The organism is Undibacterium sp. Ji49W (assembly GCF_049340205.1).
Lineage (GTDB): Bacteria > Pseudomonadota > Gammaproteobacteria > Burkholderiales > Burkholderiaceae_D > Undibacterium.
Genome location: NZ_JBMPOW010000002.1, coordinates 297357 through 323147, shown reverse-complemented (window position 1 = coordinate 323147; position 25791 = coordinate 297357). Strand labels below are relative to the sequence as shown.

Genomic DNA, 25791 nt, shown 5'->3' with positions numbered 1-25791 from the left:
AACGACAAGCACGCAACGCTGTCATATATTTCATGTTGGAAATATAAGAAAAAACTGCCAAAGAGCGCTTATCTGAAGTATAAAGAGTGATTACCGCCTATGCCGAGTTGTGCACGCACGTAAAAATTGACCCTGATGTTGTGCCTGAGCATAGGAAAGGTTACACTGATTAAAAATTAACCGACCGCTCGGTCGGTTAATAATATTCTATAAACAAAAAGCAAGACAGGAGACTATCCATGAAGAACCGATTCGCACTGGCGGCTTTGCCAGTTATGTTGTCGCTGGTATTGGCAAGTAGTGCTTATGCGCAGATCAAGGTGGGCGTGAACGTATCCGCTACCGGCCCTGCGGCTTCCCTGGGTATCCCTGAAAAAAATACCTTCGCCCTGTTGCCGAAAGAAATTGCTGGCAAAAAGGTTGAATACATCGTGCTGGACGACGCGTCCGATACCACGACCGCAGTCAAAAATGCACGCAAGATGATTGCCGAAGACAAGATCGATATCCTGATCGGCTCTACCATCACACCCAATTCGCTGGCAATGGTAGACGTTGCTGCTGAAAACGAAATCCCCATGATTTCCATGGCGGCATCATCAGCGATTATTTCGCCGATTGATTCCAAGCGTTTCTGGGTTTTCAAGACCCCGCAAAATGATTCCCACATGTCGACGGCTATCACTGGCCACATGAATGACAATGGCATCAAGACTGTCGCTTTTATCGGTTTTGCCGATGCCTATGGTGAAGGCTGGTACAAGGAATTCTCCAAAATCGCCGAACTGCGCAAACTGAAAATTGTTGCGAATGAGCGCTTTGCCCGTAATGACACTTCAGTGACCGGGCAGATCCTGAAAATCATGGCAACCAATCCAGATGCCGTGTTGATTGCAGGTGCCGGTACGCCAGCAGCCCTGCCACAGAAGACCCTGAAAGAACGCGGTTATAAAGGCAAAATTTACCAGACCCATGGTGTTGCCAACAATGATTTCCTGCGTGTGTGTGGCAAGGATTGCGAAGGTACCTGGTTGCCAGCCGGCCCATTGCTGGTGGCCGAGCAATTGCCTGCTGATAATCCAGTCAAAAAATCTGCCTTGCGTTACCTGAAAGCGTATGAAAAAGAATATGGCGTCGGCTCGGTGTCCACTTTTGGTGGCCATGCCTGGGATGCCAGCCTCTTGCTGGAAGCAGCCGCAACTGTCGCCCTGAAGAAAGCCCAGCCTGGCACCAAGGAGTTTCATGCCGCCTTGCGTCTGGCACTGGAAAACATCAGCAACCTGCCAGTCTCGCACGGTATCGTCAACATGAGCGATACCGACCATCTTGGCCTTGATCAGCGTTCCCGCGTCATGGTGCAAATCGTGAACGGCAAATGGAAGCTGTACGGTCAGGCCAACTGATTGCTGCATGTCTGAAAGAAGGGAGCTGCGGCTCCCTTTTTATTCGACATCTGAATCGAAAGAGAACATTCAAGTAATACCCAAGAAAGTCAGGTTTCCATGGATTTTTCAATTGCTGTCATCCTTGCTCAGGATGGCATTACCAACGGTGCCATCTATGCCTTGCTGGCATTGGCACTGGTACTGGTATTTTCCGTCACACGGGTCATTTTCATCCCCCAGGGGGAGTTCGTCGCCTTTGGTGCGCTGAGTCTGGCCGCCATACAGTCGGGCAAGTTTCCGCAGTCTGCCAGCCTGTTGCTGGCCTTTGGCGTGCTGTGCATGATGAAGGAAGCCTGGTCCGTTCTGCGCGCCAGCCAGCCTGTCAATAATGCTGGCAAGAGCCTGCTGCTGAGCGCGGCGCGGCTTGTGCTGGCACCTTTGTGCATCTGGCTGCTGGCACGGTATGTACCGGTACAGCAATGGCCCTTGTTTGCGCAAGTCGTGCTGGCACTGGCAATCGTGATACCGATGGGGCCGATGATATACCGGCTGGCCTACCAGCCACTGGCTGAAGCCAGCACGCTGGTATTGTTGATCGTGTCTGTCGGCGTGCATTTTGCCCTGACTGGTTTGGGACTGGTGATGTTTGGTGCCGAAGGCTCACGCACCACGGCTTTCAGCGATGCCCGTCTGGAAATTGGCGCCATGCAGATATCCGGTCAAAACCTGGTGGTGATCGCGGTATCTGGTTTGCTGATCGCTGCCCTGTATTTCTATTTTGAACGTAGCCTGTCAGGCAAAGCCCTGCGGGCGACGGCTGTCAATCGCTTAGGTGCACAACTGGTGGGCATCGGGACCATCAAGGCTGGCCGTCTGGCATTTACCCTGGCGGCTGCCATGGGTGCATTGTGTGGCGTACTGATTGCGCCAGTGACAACGGTGTATTACGACGGTGGTTTTCTGATCGGGCTCAAGGGCTTTGTCGGTGCCATTGTTGGTGGTCTGGTCAGTTATCCGGTGGCGGCGGCCGGCGCCCTGCTGGTGGGATTGCTGGAATCCTATTCATCATTCTGGGCCAGTGCCTACAAGGAGGTCATCGTATTTACCCTGATTATCCCGGTCCTGTTGTGGCGCTCGCTGAACAGCAAACACAATGATGAGGATGAAGAATAATGAAAACACTCATCCAACATGGCAAATGGGTATTGCTGGTACTGATACTGTTTTTCCCGCTGATGCCGGTACCTGAATTCTGGATCACCCTGGCCAACTATATTGGTCTGTATGCCATCGTGGCACTGGGGCTGGTGCTGTTGACCGGCGTCGGTGGCATGACCTCATTCGGGCAGGCGGCCTTTGTCGGCCTGGGGGCTTACTCCAGCGCTTATCTGTGCACGGCACTGGGTTATTCACCCTGGCTGGGTTTGCTGGCAGGTCTGGTGCTGACCATGGTGGCAGCATTTGCCATCGGCATGATCACCATGCGTCTGTCTGGCCATTATCTGCCTCTGGGTACCATCGCCTGGGGCCTGTCACTGTTTTTCCTGTTCGGCAATATGGAAATTCTGGGTAAATACGATGGTCTGAACGGCATCCCGGCAATTACTCTTGCTGGTTTCAAACTGGATAGCGGACGCAGCATGTTTGCGCTGATCTGGGTCATCCTGTTATTGGCCATCATCGCCATCCAGAACCTGTTGCAATCCCGCCCCGGGCGCGCCATACGTGCCTTGAAAGGCGGCGGCGTCATGGCGGAAGCCATGGGTGTCAATACCGCCAGGATGAAAGTCATCATCTTCGTGATAGCCGCCATGCTGGCGAGTATTTCCGGCTGGCTGTATGCCCATCTGCAACGTGCCGTCAACCCTACTCCTTTTGGTCTGAACCAGGGTATCGAATACCTGTTCATGGCGGTGGTGGGTGGTGCCGGGCATGTGTGGGGGGCTTTGCTGGGTTCTGCCTTGCTGACCCTGCTGAAAGACAAGTTGCAAAGCATCTTGCCGGTTTTGCTGGGAGCAAACGGCAATTTTGAAGTCATCGTTTTTGGTGTCTTGCTGATATTGCTGCTGCAAAGGGCACGTGATGGCGTATGGCCATATCTTGCACGCTGGACCAGGCGCATTTTTGCTGCCTGGCTGCCAGAAGACAAGGGCATACAGGTCAAACCGGGGGCTGCGGTTCTCAATACGCGCACCAAGCCTGCTATTGACACTGTTATTCTGGAAATTGACAAGGCCCGCAAACAGTTTGGTGGCTTGGTGGCTGTCAATGATATGCAGTTTACCGTCAGTGCCGGGCAGATCGTTGGTTTGATTGGTCCCAATGGTGCCGGTAAATCGACCATGTTCAATCTGGTGACCGGGGTCTTGCCGTTGAGCGGTGGTGCTATCCGTTTTTATAGTGATGGCCAGTTGCGCGATATCGGCAACCTGCCGTCACGCGAGATTGTCAAACTGGGGATAGGCCGCAGCTTCCAGCATGTGCGCCTGCTGGCCAGCATGAGTGTGCTGGAAAACGTCGCTATTGGCGCCCATTTGCGCGCCAAGGGTGGTGATGTGATGGAAGTGATGTCGAGTATTTTGCGACGTGACAGCAAGATAGAAAATTCCCTGCTGGCAGAAGCGCAGCGTCAACTGGAAAGGGTAGGCCTGGCCCACCTGATGCAGGAAGAAGCTGGCAGCCTGGCACTGGGGCAGCAACGCATCCTGGAAATTGCCCGCGCTCTGTGTTGTGACCCGACACTGCTGTTGCTGGATGAACCGGCAGCCGGTTTGCGTTACAAGGAAAAACAGGAACTGGCAGAACTGTTGCGCAAGTTGCGCGGTGAAGGCATGAGTATTTTACTGGTTGAACATGACATGGATTTTGTGATGAACCTGACCGATCATCTGGTGGTGATGGAATTCGGTACCAAGATCGCCGAAGGCTTGCCGCAAGAAGTACAACAGCATCCGGCCGTGCTGGAAGCATATCTGGGTGGGATAGACTGATGACGACGCCAATTTCTACAGACTTGCCGGAAGAGCCGGTCATTCCAGTGACTTCATCCACCGAACCCGGCCTGTTGCAGACCAGGGACTTGCAGGTTTTTTATGGCAAGGTTGAAGCCCTGCAAGCCGTCAACATCCAGGTGGATGCCGGACAGATCGTGACCGTGATCGGCCCCAATGGTGCCGGCAAATCCACCATGCTCAATGCAATTGCCGGCGCACTGCCGGCGAATGGCAGCCTGCGTGGCCAAATCTTGTTATCAGATAAAGACCTGGCTGGCGTTGCTATAGAAACCCGGGTTGCACAGGGCATGTCACTGGTGCCGGAAAAACGGGAATTGTTCGCCAGCATGAAAGTAGAAGATAATCTGCTGCTCGGTAGCTATCGCCGTTACCAGGCCGGTGAAAAAAATTATGCAGACCAGTTGCCGGTTGTATTTGACCTTTTCCCGCGCTTGAAGGAAAGACGCACTCAGGAAGCTGGCACCCTGTCTGGCGGCGAACGCCAGATGTTGGCACTGGGGCGCGCGCTGATGGCCAAGCCACAATTGCTGATGCTGGATGAACCCAGCCTCGGCCTGGCACCTTTGATCGTTAAGGAAATCTTCCACATCATCCAGCGTCTCAAGCAAACCGGTGTTGCCATTTTGCTGGTCGAGCAAAATGCCCGCGCAGCGCTACAGGTGGCAGATTATGCCTATGTGCTGGAAACCGGACAGATCGCTTTGCAAGGACTGGCCGCTGAACTGGCGAATGACCAGCGGGTGATTGATACGTATCTGGGGCTGGCAAAAAAAACGCATTGATCAAAAGGGTAAAACGTCCATGATCTCGCATGTATTCTTTGGTGTCCGTGATTTCAATATCGCCTTTGATTTTTACATGGCGCTGATGGCAGAACTGGGCCTGGTGCTGAAGTTCAGCGATGCAGAAAAGCCCTGGGCTGGCTGGATGTCACCTGATCAGCCCCGACCGCTATTCGTGATAGGTCAGCCATTTGATGGTGAGCCTGCCAGCGCCGGGAATGGTCAGATGATTGCCTTGCTGGCACCATCGCGTGAAGCAGTCCGGCGCTGCCACGCGCTTGCCATGGCACATGGTGCTGTCGATGAAGGGGAACCTGGTCTGCGTCCGCACTACCACCCGAATTATTACGGTGCCTATTTTCGCGATCCGGACGGTAATAAACTGTGTGTCTGCTGCCACCATGCGCAAGAAGATGATAAATAAAAATGCGATACGCTGAACCTGTTGATTTTTTTTAGCGACTGAAAAATTTGGAGTGCAGCCTGCGTATAATCATGATTTTCCACTTTAGACGAGTGACCAGATGAGAGTCCTGCTTTGTTCTGCCGCCCTGCTGTTGACGGCCTGTGCATCCAATTCCAGTGTGCTGTCGATAGGTAAGGATACCTATATGGTGTCGCGCCAGGCAGCGACCGGATTTTCCGGTTCAGGCACGTTGAAGGCAGAAGCCTTCCAGGAAGCCACACAGTTTTGTGAAAAACTGGGTAAATCTTTCCAGGTCGTCAGTACTCAGGAAGCCCGCCCGCCGTATATTTTTGGTAATTTCCCCAAGGCTGAAGTACAGTTCATGTGCCTCAATGCCAACGACGCCGAGTTAAATCGTCCCAAGTTGAAAAAGACCGCCGATACCGTGGTCGAAATCAAGAACGATAACCGGGGCAAGCTTGATGCTCCGGTTGCTCCTGCTGCCCCTGCATCCAAGGATGTCTATTCTGAATTGCTGAAATTGGACAGCCTGCGCAAACAGGGCATCATTACCGAGGCCGAATTTCAGACGCAAAAAGCCAAATTGCTGAATGCCAATTGATGTGCTGCATCGCAAGCTAAAACAATCCTCCTGATACAGACTGTTTTGGCTTTGCGACTATATCAGACTATATCAGACTATATCAGACTATATCAGGCTGTCTCAGCTTTGCTCTTCCATCCACGCCTTCATGCCATTTACCCATTTCGCCGCAGGCAGTTTGCTAGCTAGGCGTATTGCAGTGGCGCGTTCATACAGATCGTCGAAATCAACCACAGGTGCTTGCTTGAATGCGATGGCGACGGTGTTGGCATCATGCACCAGCGGTAGCCAGACTACGGCATCAAAAGCGGCTTCCAGTGCGGCGATGTTGTCTGCGCAATTTGCTTCATAGTTTTGTGGATTGCCGAACAGGTTCACGGTCAGTATGCCATCGTCCTTCAGGCAGTCTGCACAGGCCCGGTAAAACGCCGGGCTGCCGAGTGCAGGTGCTTCGGCCGCGGCATCATACAGATCGATTTGCAGAATATCGATGCTGGCATGATTTTTTTCATTGCTGACATATAGCATCGCATCCATTTCCAGCACCTGCAGGCGTTCATCATCGGGTGGCAGTTTGAAATCCTGATGGCAGGCCTGTATCACATTCGGATTCAGTTCTATTGCCGTGACCCTTGCCTGTGGAAACTGGCGATAGCAAAACTTGGTCAGTGATGCCGCACCCAGGCCGAGTTGAACGATATGCTGAGGCTTTTCGCTGAACAGCATCCACATCATCATTTGCTGTACGTATTCGAGTTCGATCTGGTCAGGCATCGCCAGTCGCATGGCACCCTGTATCGCCTCGGAAGACAGATGCAGGTTGCGGACACCGCGAAATTCGGTGATCGATACTTCCGGATGGACGATATGGACCTGCATGGCCGCCTGGTTGACGGCATACAGTTCACGGGCTTTGCTGGACTTACTCAATTGGATGTCATTTTCGGCCAGGCATCAATGCCTTCGATGGCCACCATCTTTTGCCAGCTGGGGCGGGCAATGATCAGGTGCGCCAGGCGATTCAGGGCTGGCCAGCCGGTGGCTGGGCGCGGCATATTGCGTGACCAGCGCATCAGCATGGTCAGGTACAGGTCTGCGCCAGAAAAAGTGTCGCCGAGCAGATAGGGACCATTCTGTTCCAGATGCTGATCCAGCTTGTCCCAGATGGCTGCGATGCGATTCTGCAAGGCCTGGCGGGTGACTGCCGTGTGTTCTTCATAGCCCAGTTCTGCCGGATAAAACCAGGCACGGAAGGCTGCCTGCAGGCTGTGGCTCAGATACATGATCCATTGTCGCCACTGGTCACGTTCTACGCTACCGGCGGCAGGTACCAGACCGGCTTGCGGGTGACGTTCGGACAGTAACATCAGTAATGCTGCGGATTCCAGATACGGGCGGTCGCCGAAGACCAGGGTAGGCACTACGCCATTGGGGTTCAGTCGCAGGTAGGCCGGATCTTTTTGCTGGTTCTTTTCTACATCGACCAGTTTCAATTCATGTTCTGCGCCGATTTCCAGCAGGGCCAGGTGGACGATCATGCTGGCCGTGCCAGGACAGTAATACAGTGTGTACATGGTTTTCCTTCAAAGCGAAATGAGTTGAGGGCGCTGTGCCAAGGCTAGATGGGGCATATGCAGCTTCAGGCGTGGTGAGTCTGGCCGCAGACCGGGCAATCAGGATTTTTGCTGATGCCTATGCTGGTCCATTCCATGTTCAGGGCATCCAGCAGCAACAGGCGGCCGCTGAGTGCCTTGCCTATGTCCATGATGAGTTTGAGTGCTTCTGCTGCCTGGGTGCTGCCTATGATGCCAACCAGCGGCGCAAACACACCCATGCTGGAACACAGCACTTCTTCAAACACCTGATCTGGCGGGAACAGACAGGCATAACAGGGTGATTCCGGCTTGCGGCTGTCAAAGACGCTGATCTGGCCATCAAAGGCAATTGCTGCACCCGACACCAGCGGCACGCCGTGTTTGACACAGGCTGCATTGACTGCATGGCGGGTGACGAAATTGTCGCAGCAGTCCAGTACGATGCTGGCCTGGCTGACCAGTTCTTCCAGGCGTTCGTGTTCGGCGCGTTCCTGTAGCGCAATGATATGGATATCGGGATTGATGCTCTGCAAGCTGAGTTTGGCCGAGTCGACCTTGGCCATGCCCACCCGTTCCGTCGTATGCAGGATTTGCCGTTGCAGATTGGTCAGATCGACACTGTCATTGTCAACGATGCTGATGCTGCCAACACCGGCACTGGCCAGGTATAGCGCCACAGGGGAACCAAGTCCGCCGGCGCCAATGATGAGGGCGTGAGCTTCAGTGATAGCCTGCTGGCCTTCTATGCCTATCTGGTCCAGCAGGATGTGACGGGAATAGCGTAAGAGTTGCTGGTCATTCATCGTAGTAAAAAAGGCCGCTGCGTGCGGCCTTTTTGTCAGGGTTTATTTTTTCTTGGGGTCGGTTTTGCTATCTGTCTTGTGATCGGTTTTGTGTTCGGGTTTATCCGCTTTATCGGTTTTGTCCGACTTGCCGGCTTTTTCAGCATCCTTGCCTGTGTCTTTGGCATCTTTGCTGTCTTTACCATCTTTGTCAGCGACTTTGGCTTCGGTGACTTTGACTGGCAGGCCTTTCAGGTGATTCAGTGCCTGGGCCAACTGGAAGTCGTCTGCACCGCCATATTCCAGCGGTTTGCTCTTTTTCGCCAGCGCGATCAGACGTTGCTCTTCTTCTGCTTCATCGACTTTAGGACGAGCGACTTCTTTTTCCTTGTCATTACTCAGATGTTTTTGTAAGTCAGCTTCACGTGCACGCAATCCATTGAAACCATCGCCATCAGCGGTTTCTTCCACGTTCAGGTCAGGCACGATACCTTTCGCCTGAATTGAACGGCCATTCGGTGTGTAGTAACGCGCCGTGGTCAGTTTGACTGCGGTATCGGCAGAAATCTGGCGTATGGTCTGTACCGAACCCTTGCCAAAACTCTGGGTACCCAGAATGGTGGCACGCTTGTAATCTTGCAGGGCACCAGCCACAATTTCAGAGGCAGAAGCCGAACCGGTATTGATCAATACCACCATAGGTACGTTTTTCACGGCTTCCGGTAGTTTTGCCAGTGGGTCGCTCAATGTGCGTCCCGAGTAAAATTCGCGCCTTGCGTAGAAGGTTGCCTTGGAATCAGGCAACTGGCCATTGGTGGAAACGACCGGTACATCCTTGGGCAGGAAGGCAGCAGAAACACCGATGGCACCTGGCAAGACACCGCCCGGATCATTGCGCAAATCAAGGACCAGGCCCTTGATGGATGGGTCCTGGGCATACAGGGTCTGGATCTTTTTGGCCATGTCTTCAACCGTTGGTTCCTGGAACTGGGCAATTCTTACCCATGCATAACCAGGCTCTACGATTTTGGCCTTGACGCTTTGCTGCTTGATGAGCTCGCGCACAATGGTGACAATAATCGGTTTGTCTTCACTCTTGCGGGCAATGGTCAGGGTAATCTTGGTATTCGGTTCGCCGCGCATTTTTTTCACGGCTTCGTCCAGCGACAAACCCTTGACTGGCAGTGAATCCAGACGGGTAATCAGATCACCCGGTTTCAGGCCGGCACGGTAAGCTGGTGAATCTTCGATAGGGGAGATGATTTTGACATAGCCATCTTCCATGCCGACTTCGATACCCAGGCCAACAAATTTGCCCTGCGTACCTTCTTTTAATTCTTTAAATGCTTTCTTGTCCAGATAGGCAGAGTGCGGATCCAGCGATGCCACCATGCCGGTAATGGCTTCAGTCAGAAGCTTGTTGTCTTCCACCGGTTCGACATAATCCGATTTGATCAAACCGAAGACATCGGTGAGTTGCCGCAATTCTTCTATAGGTAAAGGATTGCCCATGGTTTTTTGTGCCACGGCGGAAAACTGCATGGAAACTGCTACGCCCGCTACCATGCCGAGGCCAATTAAACCGAAATTCTTGAATTTGCTGCCCATGATTCACCTAAAGCCTATTTAACGACGATCCAGTTGAGCGGATCAAATGTACGTCCCTGATGACGTACTTCAAAGTATAAACCTGATTCTTCAATGCCGCCGCTGTTTCCAGCGCTGGCAATTACATCACCTGCTTTTACGACATCACCTACATGCTTCAATACGGCCTGGTTATTGCCATATAAACTCCAGTACTGGCCGCCATGATCAACGATGATCATATTGCCATAGCCTTTCCACCAATCGGCAAAAATCACCTTGCCGGGAGCGATGGATTTAATTTCTGCACCCTCGCTGGCCTTGATGAACATGCCTTTCCAGCTTGGCCCATCGGCGCGCTTGCTGCCATATTTGGCTACGATCTCACCTTTGACCGGCAAGCGCAATTGACCTTTGAGCTTGTCAAATTCACCTGCTGGCGGTGTTTCTGCCTTTGCCTGCCTTGGTGGTTCGTCGGCATCAATCGTATTCGGATTGGTGATTTTTGCCGGTTTCTTGCCCTGTGCTGCCTGTTTTGCGCGTACTTTCTGCGCTGCTGCAATTCTTTCCTGGCGCTGTTTTTCTTCCAGCGCGGCCTTGGCTGCATCTGCCTTGGCCTGCTCTTCAATCAGTTTATTCAATTGTGAGACCAGATTACCCAGTCTTTGTTCATCTTTTTCCAGACTATCAGCCTGTTTTTTTTGTATATATAATTTTTCTGCCAACTGACTTAGTAAAGTGGCATGGCGTTTTTTCTCTTTTTCCAGTGCCGACTTGTGGCTTTTTTCTTCATCGGCGATTTCATCGAGTTCGGCTTTGGCTTCCTTCGCATCGTCAGCATTTTTTTCTGCCGCTTTCAGGCTGACGCGCAGGGCATCGATCATCTTGGCCTGAGTTTGCGATACATAACTCATGTACTGCAATTCGCGGTTGATGCGGTTGGGGTTGTCGCCGGATAGCAGCAGCTTCATGCGGTCACTGTCACCGCGTATATATTGGCGGCGCAGAAAACTGGATAACTGATTCTTTTGTTTTTCAACCTTGGCCGCCAGACGCTGTTGTTCTTCGGCCAATTGCTTGATTTTTCCCTCGGTTTCGCTCTGCTCGGTCTGCAAGTCACGCAGTGAACGATTTGCTTCTGAAATCGATTTTTCTGATTCTGCCAGGGCATCACTGGCATTGTCTTTGGCGGTTTCCGTTTTGTTGATGTCGTTTTTTAGCGACTTCAGGCGGTTTTGCAACTCCAGACGGTCTGCTTCGGCCTTGTTTTTCTGCACTGCACGGCTATTGCTGGCCGCCATGGCAGAGCCTGCCATGCCCGTCATTGACAGGCACAGCACGATGCTCAGCAGGGATTTCAGCGACTTCTGTGTAAGTGGCATCAAATACTTATTTGGATTTACCCTGGCTTGCCACAGCCTGCAAAGCTGCTGCAATGGCTGCCTGGTCGCCCAGGTAATAATGCCTGATCGGCTTCAGATCGGCATCCAGCTCATATACCAGCGGCTGACCGTTGGGGATGTTCAGGTTGACGATATCGTCGTCGCTGATACCATCCAGCATTTTGATCAGGGCACGCAGACTATTGCCATGGGCGGAAATCAGGATGCGTTTGCCGCTGCGTATGGCTGGGGCAATGCTGTCATTCCAGGCTGGCATGACGCGCGCTACCGTGTCTTTCAGGCATTCGGTCAGCGGGATCTGACTGCGGTCCAGCGCAGCGTAACGGGGGTCATTGAACGAGGTACGGTCATCGTTTTCATCCAGCGGCAAGGGTGGCGTGTCATAGCTGCGACGCCATACCAGCACTTGATCGTCACCATATTTGGCGGCTGTTTCAGCCTTGTTCAAGCCTTGCAGTGCGCCGTAATGACGTTCGTTCAGACGCCAGTCGTGAACCACCGGCAGCCACATCATGTTCATTTCATCCAGCGTACCCCACAGTGTACGGATCGCACGTTTCAGTACCGAGGTATAGGCCAGGTCAAAACTCAGACCCGCTTCTTTCAGCAGTTTGCCGGCCTGGGTCGCTTCGGCGATGCCTTTTTCAGTCAGATCAACATCTGTCCAGCCGGTAAAGCGGTTGTCCAGATTCCAGGTAGATTCGCCGTGGCGCATGAAAACGATTTTGTACATAGAGTGTGCTAGAACGTGAGTAGGTGAAATTGGTGAAATAGGTGAGCTAAGTGATTTAGTATGCATCTGCGGCATCTATTTTATAATGACGCGCTTCTGATAACCATTCTTACTACTGGAAACCCGTGAAATTCATTCTTGATAATATCTTTTTGATTGGTATCGCCCTCATTTCCGGTGGCGCGCTGTTGTTTCCGGCTTTACAGAAACGTGGTGCCAAAGTATCGCAATTACAAGCCACCCAATTGATGAATCAGGGAAAAACCCTGGTATTGGACGTGCGTGATGCCGAAGAATTTGCCGCCGGACACCTGCCCAACGCGAAAAACATTCCTCTGGCAGAATTAGACAAGCGCCTGAAGGAAATCGAAAAATCGAAAAACAATGCGGTCATTACCGTTTGCGCACGCGGCGTACGTTCAGCCAGTGCAGCGGCCTTGTTGACCAAGGCTGGTTTCGGACAGGTCACAAGCCTTGAAGGCGGTGTGGATGCGTGGAAAACGCAGGGCTTGCCGACAGTAAAGTAAGCAGGAGAAAATGATGAAACCCCATGTAGTCATGTATAGCACGGCTGTTTGTCCTTATTGCAATATGGCAGAGCGTTTGTTGAAATCCAAAGGTATTGATGACATAGAGAAGATCCGTGTCGACCTGGACCCTTCGATACGCGAGACGATGATGCAGAAAACCGGGCGCCGCACCGTGCCACAGATATACATAGGGGATACCCATGTAGGTGGTTTTGATGATCTGTCAGCACTGGACAGGGCAGGAAAGCTTGATCCGCTACTGAATCCGGCGGGCTAAAAAGCGAAAATTACCGGATTTTCTGCGGCTTTTTCAGGTAAATTGCTGTTTTTGCGGACTACTTGCTACAATAGCGCGCCGCGACCTTGAAATGGCTGTAAATGACCTTATCTGCCAGTCTCGCTGTTCATTAATTAATCTTTTAGAATATTAGAAAGTTTCACATGTCTGACGAAAATCTGCAGCCCGTATTCCAAATTCAACGCGTTTATCTGAAAGATTTGTCGCTTGAACAGCCAAATTCCCCAGCTATTTTCCTGGAACAGGAAGCCCCTGGCATCGAAGTTTCTGTTGATGTCGGCTCTGAAAAGCTGGCTGATGGCATCTACGAAGCCACAGTAACAGTCACAGTGACTGCAAAAATCGGTGAAAAAGTGGCTTTCCTGGTCGAAGGCAAACAAGCTGGTATTTTCGAAGCACGCAATATTCCTGAAGACCAGCTCGAGCCACTGCTGGGCATAGGTTGCCCGAATATCGTCTATCCTTACCTGCGTTCCAACGTAGCGGATGCGATCACACGTGCAGGTTTCCCACCTATCCACCTGTCCGAAATCAATTTCGAAGCTTTCTACGCACAACGCCTGGCGCTTGCTGCTGAGCAAGATAGTGCAACAGCAGATGCACCAGCAACTATTCAGTAATTGACGCAGTCTGGTCCGGTGAAAGCCGGGCCAGTTTGAAGAAGGAAGCCCATGCGACGCCTGATAACGACCCTGCCCTTGATCCTGCTTGCCCTGACGGCGGGTGGTACTGCCCAGGCGCTGGAGTTTCGTTCTGTCGGTGCATCCCCAGTCATCATGTATGATGCACCAGGTGCAAAAGGCGCCAAATTGTATGTGGCACCGCGTGGCATGCCGGTTGAAGTCGTGTTCACATCGGGTGCCTGGAGTAAGGTGCGGGATATGTCTGGCGACATGAGCTGGGTCGAATCCAAGGATTTGATCACACGACGCAGCCTGGTGGTTCGTGTTGCCAATGCCAAAGTACGTGCTGCGGCCGACGATGCGTCAGCCCTGGTATTCAGTGCGGACAAACATGTCTTGCTGGAAATGGCCGAACCGGTAAATGCTGGTTGGGTCAAGGTCAAGCACAAAGATGGTCAGATCGGCTTTGTTAAAATAAACGAAGTCTGGGGTCTGTAATCATTTGGTGAACTTGCCGAAACAAATACAGAGGACAGCATGCTGTCCTTTTTTTACATCCGGAATTCATCCATTTGTTTAATTTTAGTCTATGAAACAAATGCCAATTTTGCAGAGTGGTCAGGGGACAGCATGAATATCAGCGTATTGGGAGCAGGTGCCTGGGGTACGGCCATGGCCATGGCATTTGCGGCAAAAAACCAGGTATTGCTGTGGGGTCGTAATCAGCAGGCGATTGCCGTCATGCAGGCTGAACGCCAGAACCAGGCTTATTTACCGGGTTTTGCGTTTCCTGCTGCCCTGCAAGTGACGGCGGATTTTTCTGCTGCCCTGGAGCATGCGGCCGGGCCGGATAATTTGCTGGTGGTGGCGACATCTGTATCCGGCTTGCGTCCCACCCTGGAGGCCTGTCTGCCCTACCAGGCCACTAATATCATCTGGTTGTGCAAGGGCTTTGAAGAGAATAGCCAGTTGCTGCCGCATCAGGTGGCGCATGCAGTGCTGGGTGACAAGGCGGCTTTTGGTGCCTTGTCTGGTCCTTCCTTTGCGCAGGAAGTTGCCAAGGGCCTGCCTTGTGCGCTGACCATTGCCTCTTCCTCTACTCAACTGAGCCAGCTGGTCGTACAGGCTTTGCACGGCAATGCCGTGCGCGTGTATTCCAGCGATGACATGGTAGGTGTTGAGGTTGGCGGTGCGGTCAAAAATATCATGGCCATCGCTACCGGCATTGTCGATGGCATGGGCCTGGGTTTGAACGCCCGTGCCGCACTGATCACACGTGGCCTGGCTGAAATCAGCCGGCTGGGCGTCGCGCTGGGTGCCCGCGCTGAAACCCTGATGGGATTGACTGGCGTGGGTGATCTGATACTGACCTGTACTGGTGACCTGTCACGTAATCGCAGGGTAGGGCTGGCGCTGGCGCAGGGCAAGTCGCTGGAGAATATTGTGCATGAGCTTGGCCATGTTGCCGAGGGCGTGCGTTGCGCCCAGGCGGTACGCGGGCTGGCACGTACACTGGGGGTGGATATGCCCATCACCGAAGCGGTAGCCGGGGTATTGTTTGATGGCGTTTCGGCACAACAGGTGATGGGCCGTTTGCTGGCAAGGGATGCCAAGCAGGAAAGCCAATAAAAGCAGACACCTGGCGATGACGATTTAGGCCAACACGCCCTAATATTTTCGTCGGTATTCCGGAAAACGCAGCACCCTGCTGATAACTGTATCCGGCACCTGATGCTTGCGCAAGAAATCCATGGCCTTGTCCAGCCCCAGTATTTCCAGGTAATGTATGCCCAGGTCCACCATAAAGCGGGTCAGCACGTCACGCCTGCGCAAGAGCAGTTTGCGCTTGCGTTGCATTTTCCGACGACGGTTCCCTGACATGTGACTATCCCTGCTAACACTGATATTTCAGTGTAGAACGGCAATACAGCACAGGGCGGATTTTTGACATAGCTTAACAAAAAAGACCAGGTCAGCCCTGGTCTTTGTCTGCCGTCAGCCACAGGGAATACTTTATATTCTGATCAAAAGCAGCGTATTTCTGGCTTAGAACCTGTTTACGATCTGTAGGAGCGTCAGCGGGGTCAGGGTAACAAAAACGCAGCGCAAAAAGCGGAATGTACTTTGGTACATGAGCATTTTGAGCAGCACATGAGCCCCGCGTCGGCTCCAATTGCGCTCGCGCAGTAAGATCGTAAACAGGTTTATCTGATATCGCTGGCAGCCATGAAAATAGCGACCAGTTGCTCCAGACCCTGCTGGTCTTCGGCACTGAATCTGTCCAGGCGTGGGCTGTCGATATCAAATACACCAAATAATTCTCCATCCTTGATCAACGGGATGACGATTTCGGAATTCGATGCCGAATCGCAGGCGATATGGCCAGGAAATGCATGCACATCAGACACCAGGACTGTACGTCTTTCCGCCGCTGCCGTGCCGCAGACTCCACGATTGAACGGGATGCGGGTGCAGGCAACCTTGCCCTGGAAAGGCCCGAGCAAGAGTTCATGCGGGAATCCTGCCGTCGGTTTACTGGCCGTTGTGCACAGATAAAAACCGGCCCAGTTGAGATCACTGATGCTGTTATAGATGAAGGCAGAAAACTGTGCCGCATTGGTAATCAGATTGCGTTCGCTCTCCAATATGCTGGCAAGCTGGCGCGACAGCATGGAATAGTCGGGTTGGTCGCTGGCAGTTGGGCTATTAAACATATGTATGTTCTCTTTTTTAAAGGAATTATTTGTCTTCCGACTTGTCTTTGCCGATGGTGTTGGCAACAGACGTCGATGTATTAATGGCCAGACCACGATAGCCGACCTGCGTTTTCCTGACTGGCTGCGGCCTGCGATTGGCCGGTGCCTGCGCAGGTTCAACCCGGAACTGCATGCGTTGTCTTGTTGCCAGCGCCTTGTTTGCCATGTTGAACCCCAGGTTGACCAATTAAAAATTACAGCACGTAGCGCGACAGATCTTCGTTGACAGACAGCGCTTCCAGACGGTCATTGACGTAGGCGGCATCGATGGTGACAGTCTTGCCACTGTTCTGGTGGGCATCGAAAGAAATTTCTTCCAGCAGTTTTTCCATGACCGTGTACAGGCGGCGGGCACCGATATTTTCTGTCGTTTCATTGACTGCGTAAGCGATACCGGCCAGACGTTCCACCCCTTCAGGAGTGAAGTCTATCTGCACGTCTTCCGTCGCCAGCAATGCCTGGTACTGGCGTGTCAGGCAGGCATCGGTGCCGGTCAGGATACGCTCAAAGTCAGCAATCGACAGGGATTCCAGTTCCACGCGGATAGGGAAACGGCCTTGCAGTTCCGGGATCAGATCAGACGGTTTGGCCAGGTGGAATGCACCTGATGCAATAAACAGGATATGGTCAGTCTTGATCATGCCGTATTTGGTATTCACGGTGGTACCTTCCACCAGCGGCAGCAAATCACGCTGTACGCCGGCGCGTGAGACTTCGGCGCCACCAGTTTCTGAGCGTGAGGCGATCTTGTCGATTTCATCGAGGAAGACGATGCCGTTCTGTTCTACATTGCGAATCGCTTCCTGCTTCAGCTCTTCTTCATTGACCAGTTTGCCTGCTTCTTCTTCAATCAGCAGCTTCATCGCTTCCTTGATTTTCAGCTTGCGTGATTTCTTGCGGCCACTGCCCATGCCCGAGAACATGGTCTTGATCTGCTCGGTCATTTCTTCCATGCCGGGCGGTGCCATGATTTCCATGTGGGCTACACCTTCGGCGACTTCTATTTCAATTTCCTTATCATCCAGCGCACCTTCGCGCAGACGCTTGCGGAAAGTCTGGCGGGTGGTATTGTCGGCTGGTGCTGCTTCTGCTTCGTTGGGCTGGAAACCAAAATCGCGTGCTGGCGGCAGCAGGATGTCGAGTACCCGGTCTTCTGCCGCATCTTCGGCGCGGGCGCGCACTTTGCGGGTGGCTGCTTCACGGGTTTGCTTGATCCCGATGTCGATCAGGTCACGGATGATGGTATCGACATCGCGGCCGACATAACCAACTTCGGTAAACTTGGTGGCTTCGATCTTGATGAAAGGCGCATCTGCCAGTTTGGCCAGGCGACGGGCGATTTCGGTTTTACCGACACCGGTCGGGCCTATCATCAGGATGTTCTTGGGCGTGATTTCGTGACGCAGTGGTTCCTGCACCTGCTGACGGCGCCAGCGGTTACGCAGGGCGATGGCGACAGCGCGTTTGGCCTTGGACTGGCCGACTACATGTTTATCGAGTTCGGAGACGATCTCTTGTGGGGTCATGTTCATGGCTTGTTCCAATTCATTCCAGTGTTTCTATGGTGTGCGACAAGTTGGTATAAATGCACAACTCGCCGGCAATAGTCAGTGATTTTTTGACGATGTCGACAGGGGACAGGTCGGTGTTTTCAAACAGGGCGATTGCTGCCGATTGGGCAAAGGTGCCGCCCGAGCCGATCGCGCCTATACCCTGGTTGGGTTCCAGCACGTCGCCATTACCTGTGATGACCAGGGTCGTATCCTTGTCGGCGACCAGCAGCATGGCTTCCAGGCGACGCAGCATGCGGTCGGTACGCCAGTCTTTGGCTAGCTCTACCGAGGCACGCATCAGGTGGCCCTGGTGTTTTTCCAGCTTGGATTCAAAGCGCTCGATCAGGGTGAAGGCATCGGCAGTGCCGCCAGCAAATCCTGCCAGTACCTTGTTATGGTACAGCTTGCGTACCTTGCGGGCAGTGCCCTTCATGACGATATTGCCCAGAGTGACCTGACCGTCGCCGCCAAGGGCAACCAGATTGCCGCGTCGCACCGTCAGGATGGTGGTGCCGTGAAATTGTTCCATATGAACCTCGTTGATATTCGCTACGCCTGCTGCAAATGCTCAGGCCGGATGGGCTGAAGGCGGATGCCGGGCTGGATTGCCCGTTTTTTTGAAAATGGGGTGTTTTCGCAGAATTACAAGCGCTACAGTAAGTGTTGCAGCCCACGGCAAGGCCATGACAAGCCCGCAGCTGAACAGGGCATTCAGCTTAAGTGCTTGCTATTATGGAAACTGCTTTAGTGTTTGCGGACGATGATGCTGGCAATATTCTTCAGGCCCATGGCATGGAATAGCATCATCACCAGATAATTGACGTTTTCAAAGCGTATGCTCATGCCGTTTTTGCCGGCGATAGGGGCCAGGCCATTCAGCAATTGTGCCGAGGCACCAAACTCTACCCGTTGCAGTCGTGAGCAATCGAGTATCAGCGGGTTTTGGTTTTCTGCCTGTTCGGCGATGCTTTGCAGCAGGAATTCGGTCTTGCCTTCTACCACTTTAGGCATCAGGAAGCTGTCAGACGCGGCTTCATCCTGATTGCTGATTTCCGGGAAGGAGCTGGTGATATTGTTTTTCGGCGCTTCAAATGAAGGTGGCGATACTTCGAAAGTAATGCAGTAATCCATACTGACTTCTTCGAAGGCTTGCTCAAAATGCAGTAATTGCAAGAGTTCCAGCAAAAGCAGCCATGGCGCTTCGGTTTCATCACGACGACCTACCAGCAAAATCGCACGGATTTTATCCGACAGGTCTTTGGCACCAATCAATATCAGATCGTGGCCGGATTTCTTCAAGCCCTTGAATGCACGCAATAACAGGCCGCAACCGATAGGGTCGACTTCCTTGACGCGTATAAAATCCAGGCGCAGGCTGCGGCTTTTTGCGCTGGCATTCTGGATTTTTTCAAGCACCTTGACAATGCCTGCATCGAGTTTGGCCGGGAAGCTGATATTGGCCATGGTGTTGTCGGTCTGGTTACCGGCATCTGTATCGGCATTGTTCAGTTCCTCTGGCCACAGCGGTGGCGAGGTTTCGAATTTATTGGCGTAGTCGAGTGACAGGCTTTCAAACTTGTGCTGGTCATTGCCGATGCGATACAAATCAAACAGCATTTGCCAGCCGATTTCGGTGGCATCGCCCAGTTCCTGGTGTACTGCAGCCACCAGCATTTGCTCGGCAACTTCGGCCTGGCCACTGGCAAACAGGATCGCGGCTTCTTCCAGCAAAGGTACGGATTCGCTATGCGCAACGGCGGATCCTGGCATTTCCGAATTCTGCCCAAGCAGATAATCGGTAGGCAGGGTCAACGGCATCGTTGTCTGGAATTCTACGGGGGGGGCTTTTCTTGACGAAACAGGCGCTTCGGCTGGCGGGTTCAGCAGGTCAGTCTTGGTGACAGTCGGTGGTCGTGTCTTGACGATGTCACGCGACATTTCAAATTCGATGGCGTCGATTTTTCTTTCGGTAGCACGGGCGATATGGCGCTGAGCAATAATCGAATTGCTAAATACCTCGCTGTCCTGGAAACCGCCAATGACGGTATTACCATTCTTGGAGCGCGTCTTTCTAGAAGAAGATTTCTCGGTGGAGCGATCTTCCTGCTTGACACCTTTTTTACCGAAAAGAGAAAAAATCCCCACTTTGTTCCCGAATAAGAATAAACGCTAACCGCCCGCTAGCGAATTTGACGAGTGCTTAGTATATTCTGATTTACGATGGAATGGTTGACTGGGCTCAACAGGTCCGACCAGTTTTTTTTCAAATGTTCTTTTAAATCCTACGCAAGATCGTCAAAAACAAACTGATTAGACCTGTTTTTTAATGAAATTGGAGGTGGATACCACCTCCTATACTTGTAGGTTATGAATTGATAACTAAATGTGCAATTACATCTGCTTACATTTTTCTTGCAATTCTTAGCTGACTTTTTAACATTAAAAACTGACTCTCAGCCCCGCAAGAACGTTCCTGCCGGGTTGTGGCACACTTTCCCGCAGTACCGATGTAGACAGGCGGATATCCTGGTTCAACAGGTTTTTCGCCATCAGGAACCAGGTCAGCTGACTGTTCTGGTAGGGATGGGTATAAGTCAGGCTGGCATCGACCTTGGTATAGGACGGTGTTTCGAAACTTTCAAAGCTGGCCAGCCGGTCTTGCCGTTGTGCATGCAGGATATTCAGGCCAGCGCGCCATTTACCTTCACGATAGCCCAGATCCACGCCGGTGCGGGTGGCCGGTTGCAGGGGCAGGCTGCCCATGCTGTCAAGGGTGCCGCGTGAATAGTCGGCGAATGCACGTATGGACGGGCCTTCGCCCAGCAGGTTGTAGCTGATTTCGGCTTCGCCGCCACGGATGGTGGCAGATGCCTGTGACCAGTTGCGACGGGTAAATTCAGCGTCTGCGTCGGGGATACCCTCTTCATCCACTTTGGTGCCATCGGTGTGGCCGTAGATATAGTTGCTGACCTTGTTGAGGAAGGCATTCACTTTCCAGTGCAGGATGCCACTGGTTTTTTGCAGGCTGAGTTCGACATTGCGTGAAACTTCTTTCTTCATGTTGACACTGCCTATGTCAAATGTCGCAGTGGATTCATGCGGGCCGTTTGAATACAGTTCTTCTGTAGCAGGTGCGCGTTGCGCCCAGGACAGGCTCAGGCCAGCGCTGTAACCTTTTTCGAATTGCCAGAGTCCACCTGCCGAGCCTGAAAACAGATTGAATTCACGCGAAGGCAGGCCGGTGCCCGCATCTGGCTTGCGGTTGACATTTTCCATCCGTAGGCCGGTGCTGGCGACGACATCACCAAATTGTTTTTGCTCGACCACGAAAGCGGCCAGAGAAGTAGATGTGGTTGGCGGCACGGTATCGGCACGGCCTGTGCTGGCGGACAGGGCAGAGAACTTCACCTGCTCGGTCTGTAGCCCCGAGCTACCCTGCCAGCCAGCCCAGGATGGATGCGACAGCACAACGCGGCCTTCCATCGATTTATTCTTGAAGTAAGTGTTCGGTGAGCCATCTGCGGCTTTTTCAGTATGCTGATAGTCGGTGGCGCTGAATTTATATTTCAGGCTGTCAAAGCCATTGATGGGTGAATTCAGCAAACCATCAAGATCGAAGCGATTCTGGCGCAGGTCGATGAATGAGCGTTCTGCCGTCGGGATGCCGTAGTGGTCATTCAGTGTCTGAACGGCTGCACCCACATAACCCCAGGGCTGGATGACGGATGCGCCCACAGCCAGGCTGGATTCGCGGGTAAAGCTGGAATTCAGGCGGCCACTGGCCGAGGCCGGATTATTCAATTCGCTGTTACCCGGGATTTTATAGTTGCTGGTATCGCGGCTGCTGCCATCGGCATGCAGACCAACTACGCCGCTGGAACCATCGACGGAAAAGGACAGGCTCTTTTCCTGGTTGACGGTACCAACACGCACTTCGGCTTCGCCGGTAGTCTGTTTGTTGAGCACGGTAGGGATGCGGTTATCCACCACGTTCACCAGGCCGCCTATGGCACCACTGCCATACAGAAGAGCGGCAGGACCACGCAAGACTTCAATCTGCTGCGCGGTAGCACTTTCGCTGGCGACTGCATGGTCATTTGACAGGCTGGAAACGTCGGCCACACCCATGCCGTTTTGCAAGATCTTGACACGTGGGCCTTCCAGACCACGGATGATGGGGCGTGAGGCACCAGCACCGAAGCCGGATGCCGATACTCCCAGTTCGCCACTCAGGGTATCGCCCAGCGATGTGCCTACTTTTGCCTTCAGTTCTGGCCCGGACAATATCTTGGCCGGTGTCAGTACCTGCAAGTTTTCATCATTGCTGATGGGGTTGGATGTCACCGTGACGGTAGTCATGGGTGAGCCTTCAGCCCGGGCACCATGGTTGAATTGAGCGAGCAGTGCCATGACTGCGATAGTAATCAGTGTACGTTGAAAAGCCATATTGTTTCCTGTTTGCAAACGATGCAGTGTCAGACTTCAGCCAGGCTGGTCTGAGCGAATTGATGCCAGGCCCGTCCTTCACAAAGGTAAAGGAGAGCAGATAAACGGTTCAGGCAAACAGGAAAGGTGGCGCGCGGGAAGAGAAAGCTACACGCAGCAGGGCTTGCCAGCTGGTGCTGCTGTTATTGATTGAAACCAGGGCATGTCCATCCAGCAGGACAATCTGGTCTGGCAACAGGTGCAGGTATTCGGCGACACAGGCAGCATCGTACAGGGCGCAAGAATGCTGGGTACTGCTGTCATCCTTGCTGTTTGGCCACAGTGCATCAATCAGGCTGCTGGTATTGCTGGCCTGCTGGTTAAAGACGACGGGTGCTTTACCTTCAGCCCAGCCCGCATGTGACATGCGATGCGCAAACCCCAGCCATTGGCTGAATAACAGCGCAGGCAGCAGCAATAGCAACAAGTAACGCTTGCTGTTGTTCTTGCTTGAGGTGAGTGACGGCAACATGGTGTGGCGGGTTTATCTGAAGCTAGTGGGTATCAGGCTTGAAGCCAAAATAAAAAAACAAAAAAGAATTAGAAAATTGTAGCAAAAAACCGACATTCTGGTCTGGATGGGCTGCGAATGGGCAGTTATTGACGGCATCGTTACCGCCGTTGGAGTTGTTTCAGCGACAAAAGTTCATACGTCTGCAACATTGTTGCATCTCATTTCGTAAAAAAGCGCGCAGTGGTCAACTGCACGCTTTTAGCTGCACGCTTTTAACCGCACGCTTTTTAACTGCAGGCCTATCGCACTCAGAAGTGCTGTCAGTCCGGATCTTGCTCAGTCGCCGTACAGCTTTTGCTTCATTTCACGTCTTTGCTGTGCTTCCAGGGACAGGGTCGCTGTAGGGCGCGCCAGCAGGCGTGGGATGCCGATCGGTTCACCGGTTTCTTCGCACCAGCCGTACTCACCCTCATCAATACTATTGATGGATTGCTGTACTTTTTTCAGCAGCTTGCGTTCACGATCGCGGGTGCGCAATTCCAGCGCGTGTTCTTCCTCTATCGTGGCACGGTCTGCCGGGTCTGGTACCAATACGGTTTCACGAAGATGCTCGGTGGTTTCGTCGGCGTTCTTCAATAAATCCTTCTCAAGCTGCTGCAAACGGGCCTTGAAAAATGCCAGTTGTGCAGCGTTCATATAGTCCTTCTCGCCCATCTTGAGGATTTCTTCCTCAGTGAGCAGAGCTTCGGGTGCGCTGACTGTAGCAGTCGATTTAGTTGATTTAGTTGCCACTTCGCTTACTTTCGATACGACGGGTTAATACATAGAACAAATCTGAAACATATTTGCTCCAGATAATTATCCTCCCCTTATTGATAAAGTAAATGACATTTGCATGAACGCCACTTGCACGACAGACAACAGCTGCCTTCAATAGCCCGCTAGTTTATACCAAACAATGCTCCAAACCTTCAATAAATATGTCTTTAGGTAGATTTTTGCCAATAAACACCATCTTGCTCTCGCGCAATTCGTCCTCGCCCCATTTGGCACCAATATCGGTGCCCATGATTTGGTGCACTCCCTGGAAAATCACTTTGCGGTCTGCACCTTCCATCAGCAAGACGCCTTTATAGCGCAGCATACGCGGGCCGAACACCTGTACCAGTCCACCCAGGAATTCATCCAGCTGGCCGGTATTGAAAGGACGGGTACTCTTGAAAACAAAGGCGGCGATGTCGTCGGAATGATGGCCATGATGATGGTTATGGGCACTGTGCTCATGGTGGTGATCATGATCATGGTGCTCATGCGTGCAGTGGTCGTCGCAATCATCATGTGCGTGTTCGTGCGCATGTTCATCTTCTTCGGCGCGCAGGAAGTCGGGGTCCAGGTCCAGCTTGGCGTTCAGGTTGAAGCCTTTCAGGTCCAGCACTTCGTTGATCGCTACGTTGCCGAAATCAACGGCTGTGATTGGCGCGCGCGGATTCATGCGCGTCAGGCGGCTACGTAGTGTGGCTACCTGTCCAGCATCAACCAGATCGGTTTTGGACAATAGTATCTTGTCGGCGAAACCAACTTGGCGCTGGGCTTCTTCATGTTCGTCCAACTGTTGCATGGCATGGCGGGCATCCACCACGGTCACCACTGCATCAAGCATATAGTAGGTGCCCACTTCTTCATCGACGAAGAAAGTCTGTGCTACCGGGCCGGGGTTTGCAAGACCTGTGGTTTCAATGATGACGCGGTCAAAATGCAGCTTGCCTTCATTTTTTTGCTGTATCAGCTTGCTCAGGGCAATGATCAGGTCACCGCGCACGGTGCAGCAGATGCAGCCGTTGTTCATTTCCACTATCTGTTCATTGCTGTCCTGCACGAGGATTTCATTGTCGATATTTTCCTGGCCAAATTCGTTTTCGATGACAGCGATCTTGTGGCCATGATCTTCTTGCAGAATGCGATTCAGCAAGGTGGTTTTGCCCGCACCCAGAAAACCGGTGAGGATGGTGGTAGGAATTAATGCCATGATTTTTCTCTAAAACAGTTTGTTTGACGGTGTCGTCTCAGCCTTTTGAAACAGGCAAGCCCGATTTACTTGGCGCAATCAGCGCACCAGCCCTTGATGGTCAGTTCCACATCATGACTTTGAAAGCCGGGTCCCAGTGTAGATTGCAAGGTGGCCTGCAATTGCGTTCGCAACGAGGCCGGTGCCTGTGCTTCATCCAGGCAAAAAACCCGGGCACAACGCGTGCATTTGAAATGGCCATGCTGATGCTGGACATGGCGTTCATGCTTGCCATGGTCGTGACCGTGGACGCCATCATGGCCGGTGCTGTAGCGAAACACGCGGTCATCGCCGGATATCTTGTGGGCCAGACCGGCATCGGTCAGGCAATCCAGTGCACGGTACAGAGTGACCCTGTCCATTGCCGGCATGGCGTCCTGTATCTCGAGATGAGACAGGGCGCGCTGGCTGAGCAATAGTTCGGACAAGACGTTCAGGCGTGCATCGGTGACGCGCACACCGGCCTGACGCAGCAGGTTACCGGCATTGCCTTCCCTGCCGGGAGCTGGCGCTGTGGCTGGCGGGCGTGATGTGGGGGATATGCGCACGGTTTTCATAAGTGATCATCAGTGTATCGGTGATTTACCGGCAACGTCAGGTGTACGCCGGTCATAGCTGACATTATGCCTGAAAATGCAATTCAGTTGCAAAAGCCTTTATTCAGTTCCTGTAGCCAAACCGGCAGCCAAAAACGCGAAGTTTTTAGTACGGCAAGAAGCTGCAACGCAGCTGGGGC

At 52.7% G+C, this 25791-nt stretch carries 28 protein-coding genes; 11 read left to right on the top strand and 17 right to left on the bottom strand.

Annotated features, from left to right (window positions below):
• The first annotated feature begins 239 nt into the window (after positions 1-239).
• The 6 genes from ACO0LK_RS03935 (at position 240) to ACO0LK_RS03910 (ending at position 6209) form a co-directional block, all read left to right on the top strand.
• Entirely contained in the window at positions 240-1403 is a 1164-nt protein-coding gene (locus ACO0LK_RS03935) for an ABC transporter substrate-binding protein (RefSeq protein WP_422972370.1), read from the top strand.
• Between the two features lie 99 nt (positions 1404-1502).
• A complete protein-coding gene (locus tag ACO0LK_RS03930) occupies positions 1503-2558 on the top strand; it encodes a branched-chain amino acid ABC transporter permease (RefSeq protein ID WP_186947894.1) in 1056 nt (351 codons plus the stop codon).
• Entirely contained in the window at positions 2558-4375 is a 1818-nt protein-coding gene (locus ACO0LK_RS03925; RefSeq protein WP_422972368.1) for an ABC transporter permease subunit, read from the top strand. Before ACO0LK_RS03930 ends, ACO0LK_RS03925 begins: the two co-directional genes overlap by 1 nt.
• Positions 4375-5181: an ABC transporter ATP-binding protein gene (locus tag ACO0LK_RS03920; RefSeq protein ID WP_186947892.1), complete on the top strand. Its 807-nt coding sequence runs from the start codon at positions 4375-4377 to the stop codon at positions 5179-5181. The genes ACO0LK_RS03925 and ACO0LK_RS03920 overlap by 1 nt, the downstream gene beginning before the upstream one ends.
• Before the next feature lie 19 nt (positions 5182-5200).
• Positions 5201-5605 carry a VOC family protein gene (locus ACO0LK_RS03915; RefSeq protein WP_422972365.1) on the top strand — a complete coding sequence of 135 codons (405 nt, stop codon included), beginning with the start codon at positions 5201-5203 and terminating at the stop codon, positions 5603-5605.
• 100 nt (positions 5606-5705) lie between these two features.
• Complete coding sequence (locus ACO0LK_RS03910; protein WP_422972363.1) at positions 5706-6209, top strand: SHOCT domain-containing protein; 504 nt, start codon at positions 5706-5708, stop codon at positions 6207-6209.
• Positions 6210-6311: 102 nt separating this feature from the next.
• Here ACO0LK_RS03910 and ACO0LK_RS03905 read toward each other — a convergent pair whose 3' ends face one another.
• The 6 genes from ACO0LK_RS03905 to gpmA all read right to left on the bottom strand — a co-directional run bounded on the left by ACO0LK_RS03905 (position 6312) and on the right by gpmA (position 12291).
• The gene (locus ACO0LK_RS03905; RefSeq protein ID WP_422972361.1) at positions 6312-7121 is read right to left on the bottom strand and encodes a spermidine synthase; all 810 of its coding nucleotides are present in this window, start codon (positions 7119-7121) and stop codon (positions 6312-6314) included.
• The gene (locus tag ACO0LK_RS03900; protein ID WP_422972359.1) at positions 7118-7765 is read right to left on the bottom strand and encodes a glutathione S-transferase family protein; all 648 of its coding nucleotides are present in this window, start codon (positions 7763-7765) and stop codon (positions 7118-7120) included. The genes ACO0LK_RS03905 and ACO0LK_RS03900 overlap by 4 nt, the downstream gene beginning before the upstream one ends.
• 65 nt (positions 7766-7830) lie before the next feature.
• The gene (locus ACO0LK_RS03895; RefSeq protein WP_422972357.1) at positions 7831-8589 is read right to left on the bottom strand and encodes a HesA/MoeB/ThiF family protein; all 759 of its coding nucleotides are present in this window, start codon (positions 8587-8589) and stop codon (positions 7831-7833) included.
• 42 nt (positions 8590-8631) lie between these two features.
• Positions 8632-10176, bottom strand: a complete 1545-nt coding sequence (locus tag ACO0LK_RS03890) for a S41 family peptidase (protein WP_422972355.1) — start codon at positions 10174-10176, stop codon at positions 8632-8634.
• 14 nt (positions 10177-10190) lie between these two features.
• Positions 10191-11537, bottom strand: a complete 1347-nt coding sequence (locus ACO0LK_RS03885; protein ID WP_422972353.1) for a murein hydrolase activator EnvC family protein — start codon at positions 11535-11537, stop codon at positions 10191-10193.
• A 7-nt stretch (positions 11538-11544) separates the two neighbouring features.
• The gene (gene gpmA, locus ACO0LK_RS03880) at positions 11545-12291 is read right to left on the bottom strand and encodes a 2,3-diphosphoglycerate-dependent phosphoglycerate mutase (RefSeq protein ID WP_422972351.1); all 747 of its coding nucleotides are present in this window, start codon (positions 12289-12291) and stop codon (positions 11545-11547) included.
• A 125-nt stretch (positions 12292-12416) separates the two neighbouring features.
• Here gpmA and ACO0LK_RS03875 point away from each other — a divergent pair, with 125 nt between their 5' ends.
• The 5 genes from ACO0LK_RS03875 to ACO0LK_RS03855 all read left to right on the top strand — a co-directional run bounded on the left by ACO0LK_RS03875 (position 12417) and on the right by ACO0LK_RS03855 (position 15371).
• Positions 12417-12818 carry a rhodanese-like domain-containing protein gene (locus ACO0LK_RS03875; RefSeq protein ID WP_422972349.1) on the top strand — a complete coding sequence of 134 codons (402 nt, stop codon included), beginning with the start codon at positions 12417-12419 and terminating at the stop codon, positions 12816-12818.
• Positions 12819-12831: 13 nt separating this feature from the next.
• Positions 12832-13098: a glutaredoxin 3 gene (grxC, locus tag ACO0LK_RS03870; RefSeq protein ID WP_422972347.1), complete on the top strand. Its 267-nt coding sequence runs from the start codon at positions 12832-12834 to the stop codon at positions 13096-13098.
• Positions 13099-13262: 164 nt separating this feature from the next.
• Positions 13263-13739: a protein-export chaperone SecB gene (gene secB / locus ACO0LK_RS03865; protein WP_186947884.1), complete on the top strand. Its 477-nt coding sequence runs from the start codon at positions 13263-13265 to the stop codon at positions 13737-13739.
• Positions 13740-13790: 51 nt separating this feature from the next.
• Positions 13791-14240 carry an SH3 domain-containing protein gene (locus ACO0LK_RS03860; RefSeq protein WP_422972345.1) on the top strand — a complete coding sequence of 150 codons (450 nt, stop codon included), beginning with the start codon at positions 13791-13793 and terminating at the stop codon, positions 14238-14240.
• A 132-nt stretch (positions 14241-14372) separates the two neighbouring features.
• Positions 14373-15371 carry an NAD(P)H-dependent glycerol-3-phosphate dehydrogenase gene (locus ACO0LK_RS03855; RefSeq protein WP_422972343.1) on the top strand — a complete coding sequence of 333 codons (999 nt, stop codon included), beginning with the start codon at positions 14373-14375 and terminating at the stop codon, positions 15369-15371.
• A gap of 39 nt (positions 15372-15410) precedes the next feature.
• On the opposite strand, the gene ACO0LK_RS03850 is transcribed toward ACO0LK_RS03855, so the two are convergent.
• The 11 genes from ACO0LK_RS03850 to ACO0LK_RS03800 form a co-directional block, all read right to left on the bottom strand.
• The gene (locus ACO0LK_RS03850; protein WP_186947881.1) at positions 15411-15623 is read right to left on the bottom strand and encodes a hypothetical protein; all 213 of its coding nucleotides are present in this window, start codon (positions 15621-15623) and stop codon (positions 15411-15413) included.
• A gap of 323 nt (positions 15624-15946) precedes the next feature.
• Positions 15947-16456: a GAF domain-containing protein gene (locus tag ACO0LK_RS03845; RefSeq protein WP_422972340.1), complete on the bottom strand. Its 510-nt coding sequence runs from the start codon at positions 16454-16456 to the stop codon at positions 15947-15949.
• A gap of 25 nt (positions 16457-16481) precedes the next feature.
• A complete protein-coding gene (locus ACO0LK_RS03840) occupies positions 16482-16664 on the bottom strand; it encodes a hypothetical protein (RefSeq protein ID WP_422972338.1) in 183 nt (60 codons plus the stop codon).
• Positions 16665-16692: 28 nt separating this feature from the next.
• Positions 16693-18030, bottom strand: a complete 1338-nt coding sequence (gene hslU, locus ACO0LK_RS03835) for an ATP-dependent protease ATPase subunit HslU (protein WP_422972336.1) — start codon at positions 18028-18030, stop codon at positions 16693-16695.
• 13 nt (positions 18031-18043) lie between these two features.
• Positions 18044-18580 (bottom strand): ATP-dependent protease subunit HslV, encoded by a 537-nt coding sequence (hslV, locus tag ACO0LK_RS03830; RefSeq protein ID WP_162043733.1) that lies wholly within the window; start codon positions 18578-18580, stop codon positions 18044-18046.
• A gap of 215 nt (positions 18581-18795) precedes the next feature.
• Positions 18796-20196 carry a hypothetical protein gene (locus ACO0LK_RS03825; protein WP_422972334.1) on the bottom strand — a complete coding sequence of 467 codons (1401 nt, stop codon included), beginning with the start codon at positions 20194-20196 and terminating at the stop codon, positions 18796-18798.
• 294 nt (positions 20197-20490) lie between these two features.
• Positions 20491-22497: a TonB-dependent receptor gene (locus ACO0LK_RS03820; RefSeq protein ID WP_422972332.1), complete on the bottom strand. Its 2007-nt coding sequence runs from the start codon at positions 22495-22497 to the stop codon at positions 20491-20493.
• Positions 22498-22606: 109 nt separating this feature from the next.
• Complete coding sequence (locus tag ACO0LK_RS03815) at positions 22607-23008, bottom strand: hypothetical protein (RefSeq protein ID WP_422972330.1); 402 nt, start codon at positions 23006-23008, stop codon at positions 22607-22609.
• A gap of 318 nt (positions 23009-23326) precedes the next feature.
• Positions 23327-23731 (bottom strand): RNA polymerase-binding protein DksA, encoded by a 405-nt coding sequence (dksA, locus tag ACO0LK_RS03810; protein ID WP_422972464.1) that lies wholly within the window; start codon positions 23729-23731, stop codon positions 23327-23329.
• A gap of 205 nt (positions 23732-23936) precedes the next feature.
• The gene (locus ACO0LK_RS03805; RefSeq protein ID WP_422972328.1) at positions 23937-25016 is read right to left on the bottom strand and encodes a CobW family GTP-binding protein; all 1080 of its coding nucleotides are present in this window, start codon (positions 25014-25016) and stop codon (positions 23937-23939) included.
• Between the two features lie 65 nt (positions 25017-25081).
• Positions 25082-25603 carry a Fur family transcriptional regulator gene (locus tag ACO0LK_RS03800; RefSeq protein ID WP_422972326.1) on the bottom strand — a complete coding sequence of 174 codons (522 nt, stop codon included), beginning with the start codon at positions 25601-25603 and terminating at the stop codon, positions 25082-25084.
• Positions 25604-25791 lie beyond the last annotated feature (188 nt).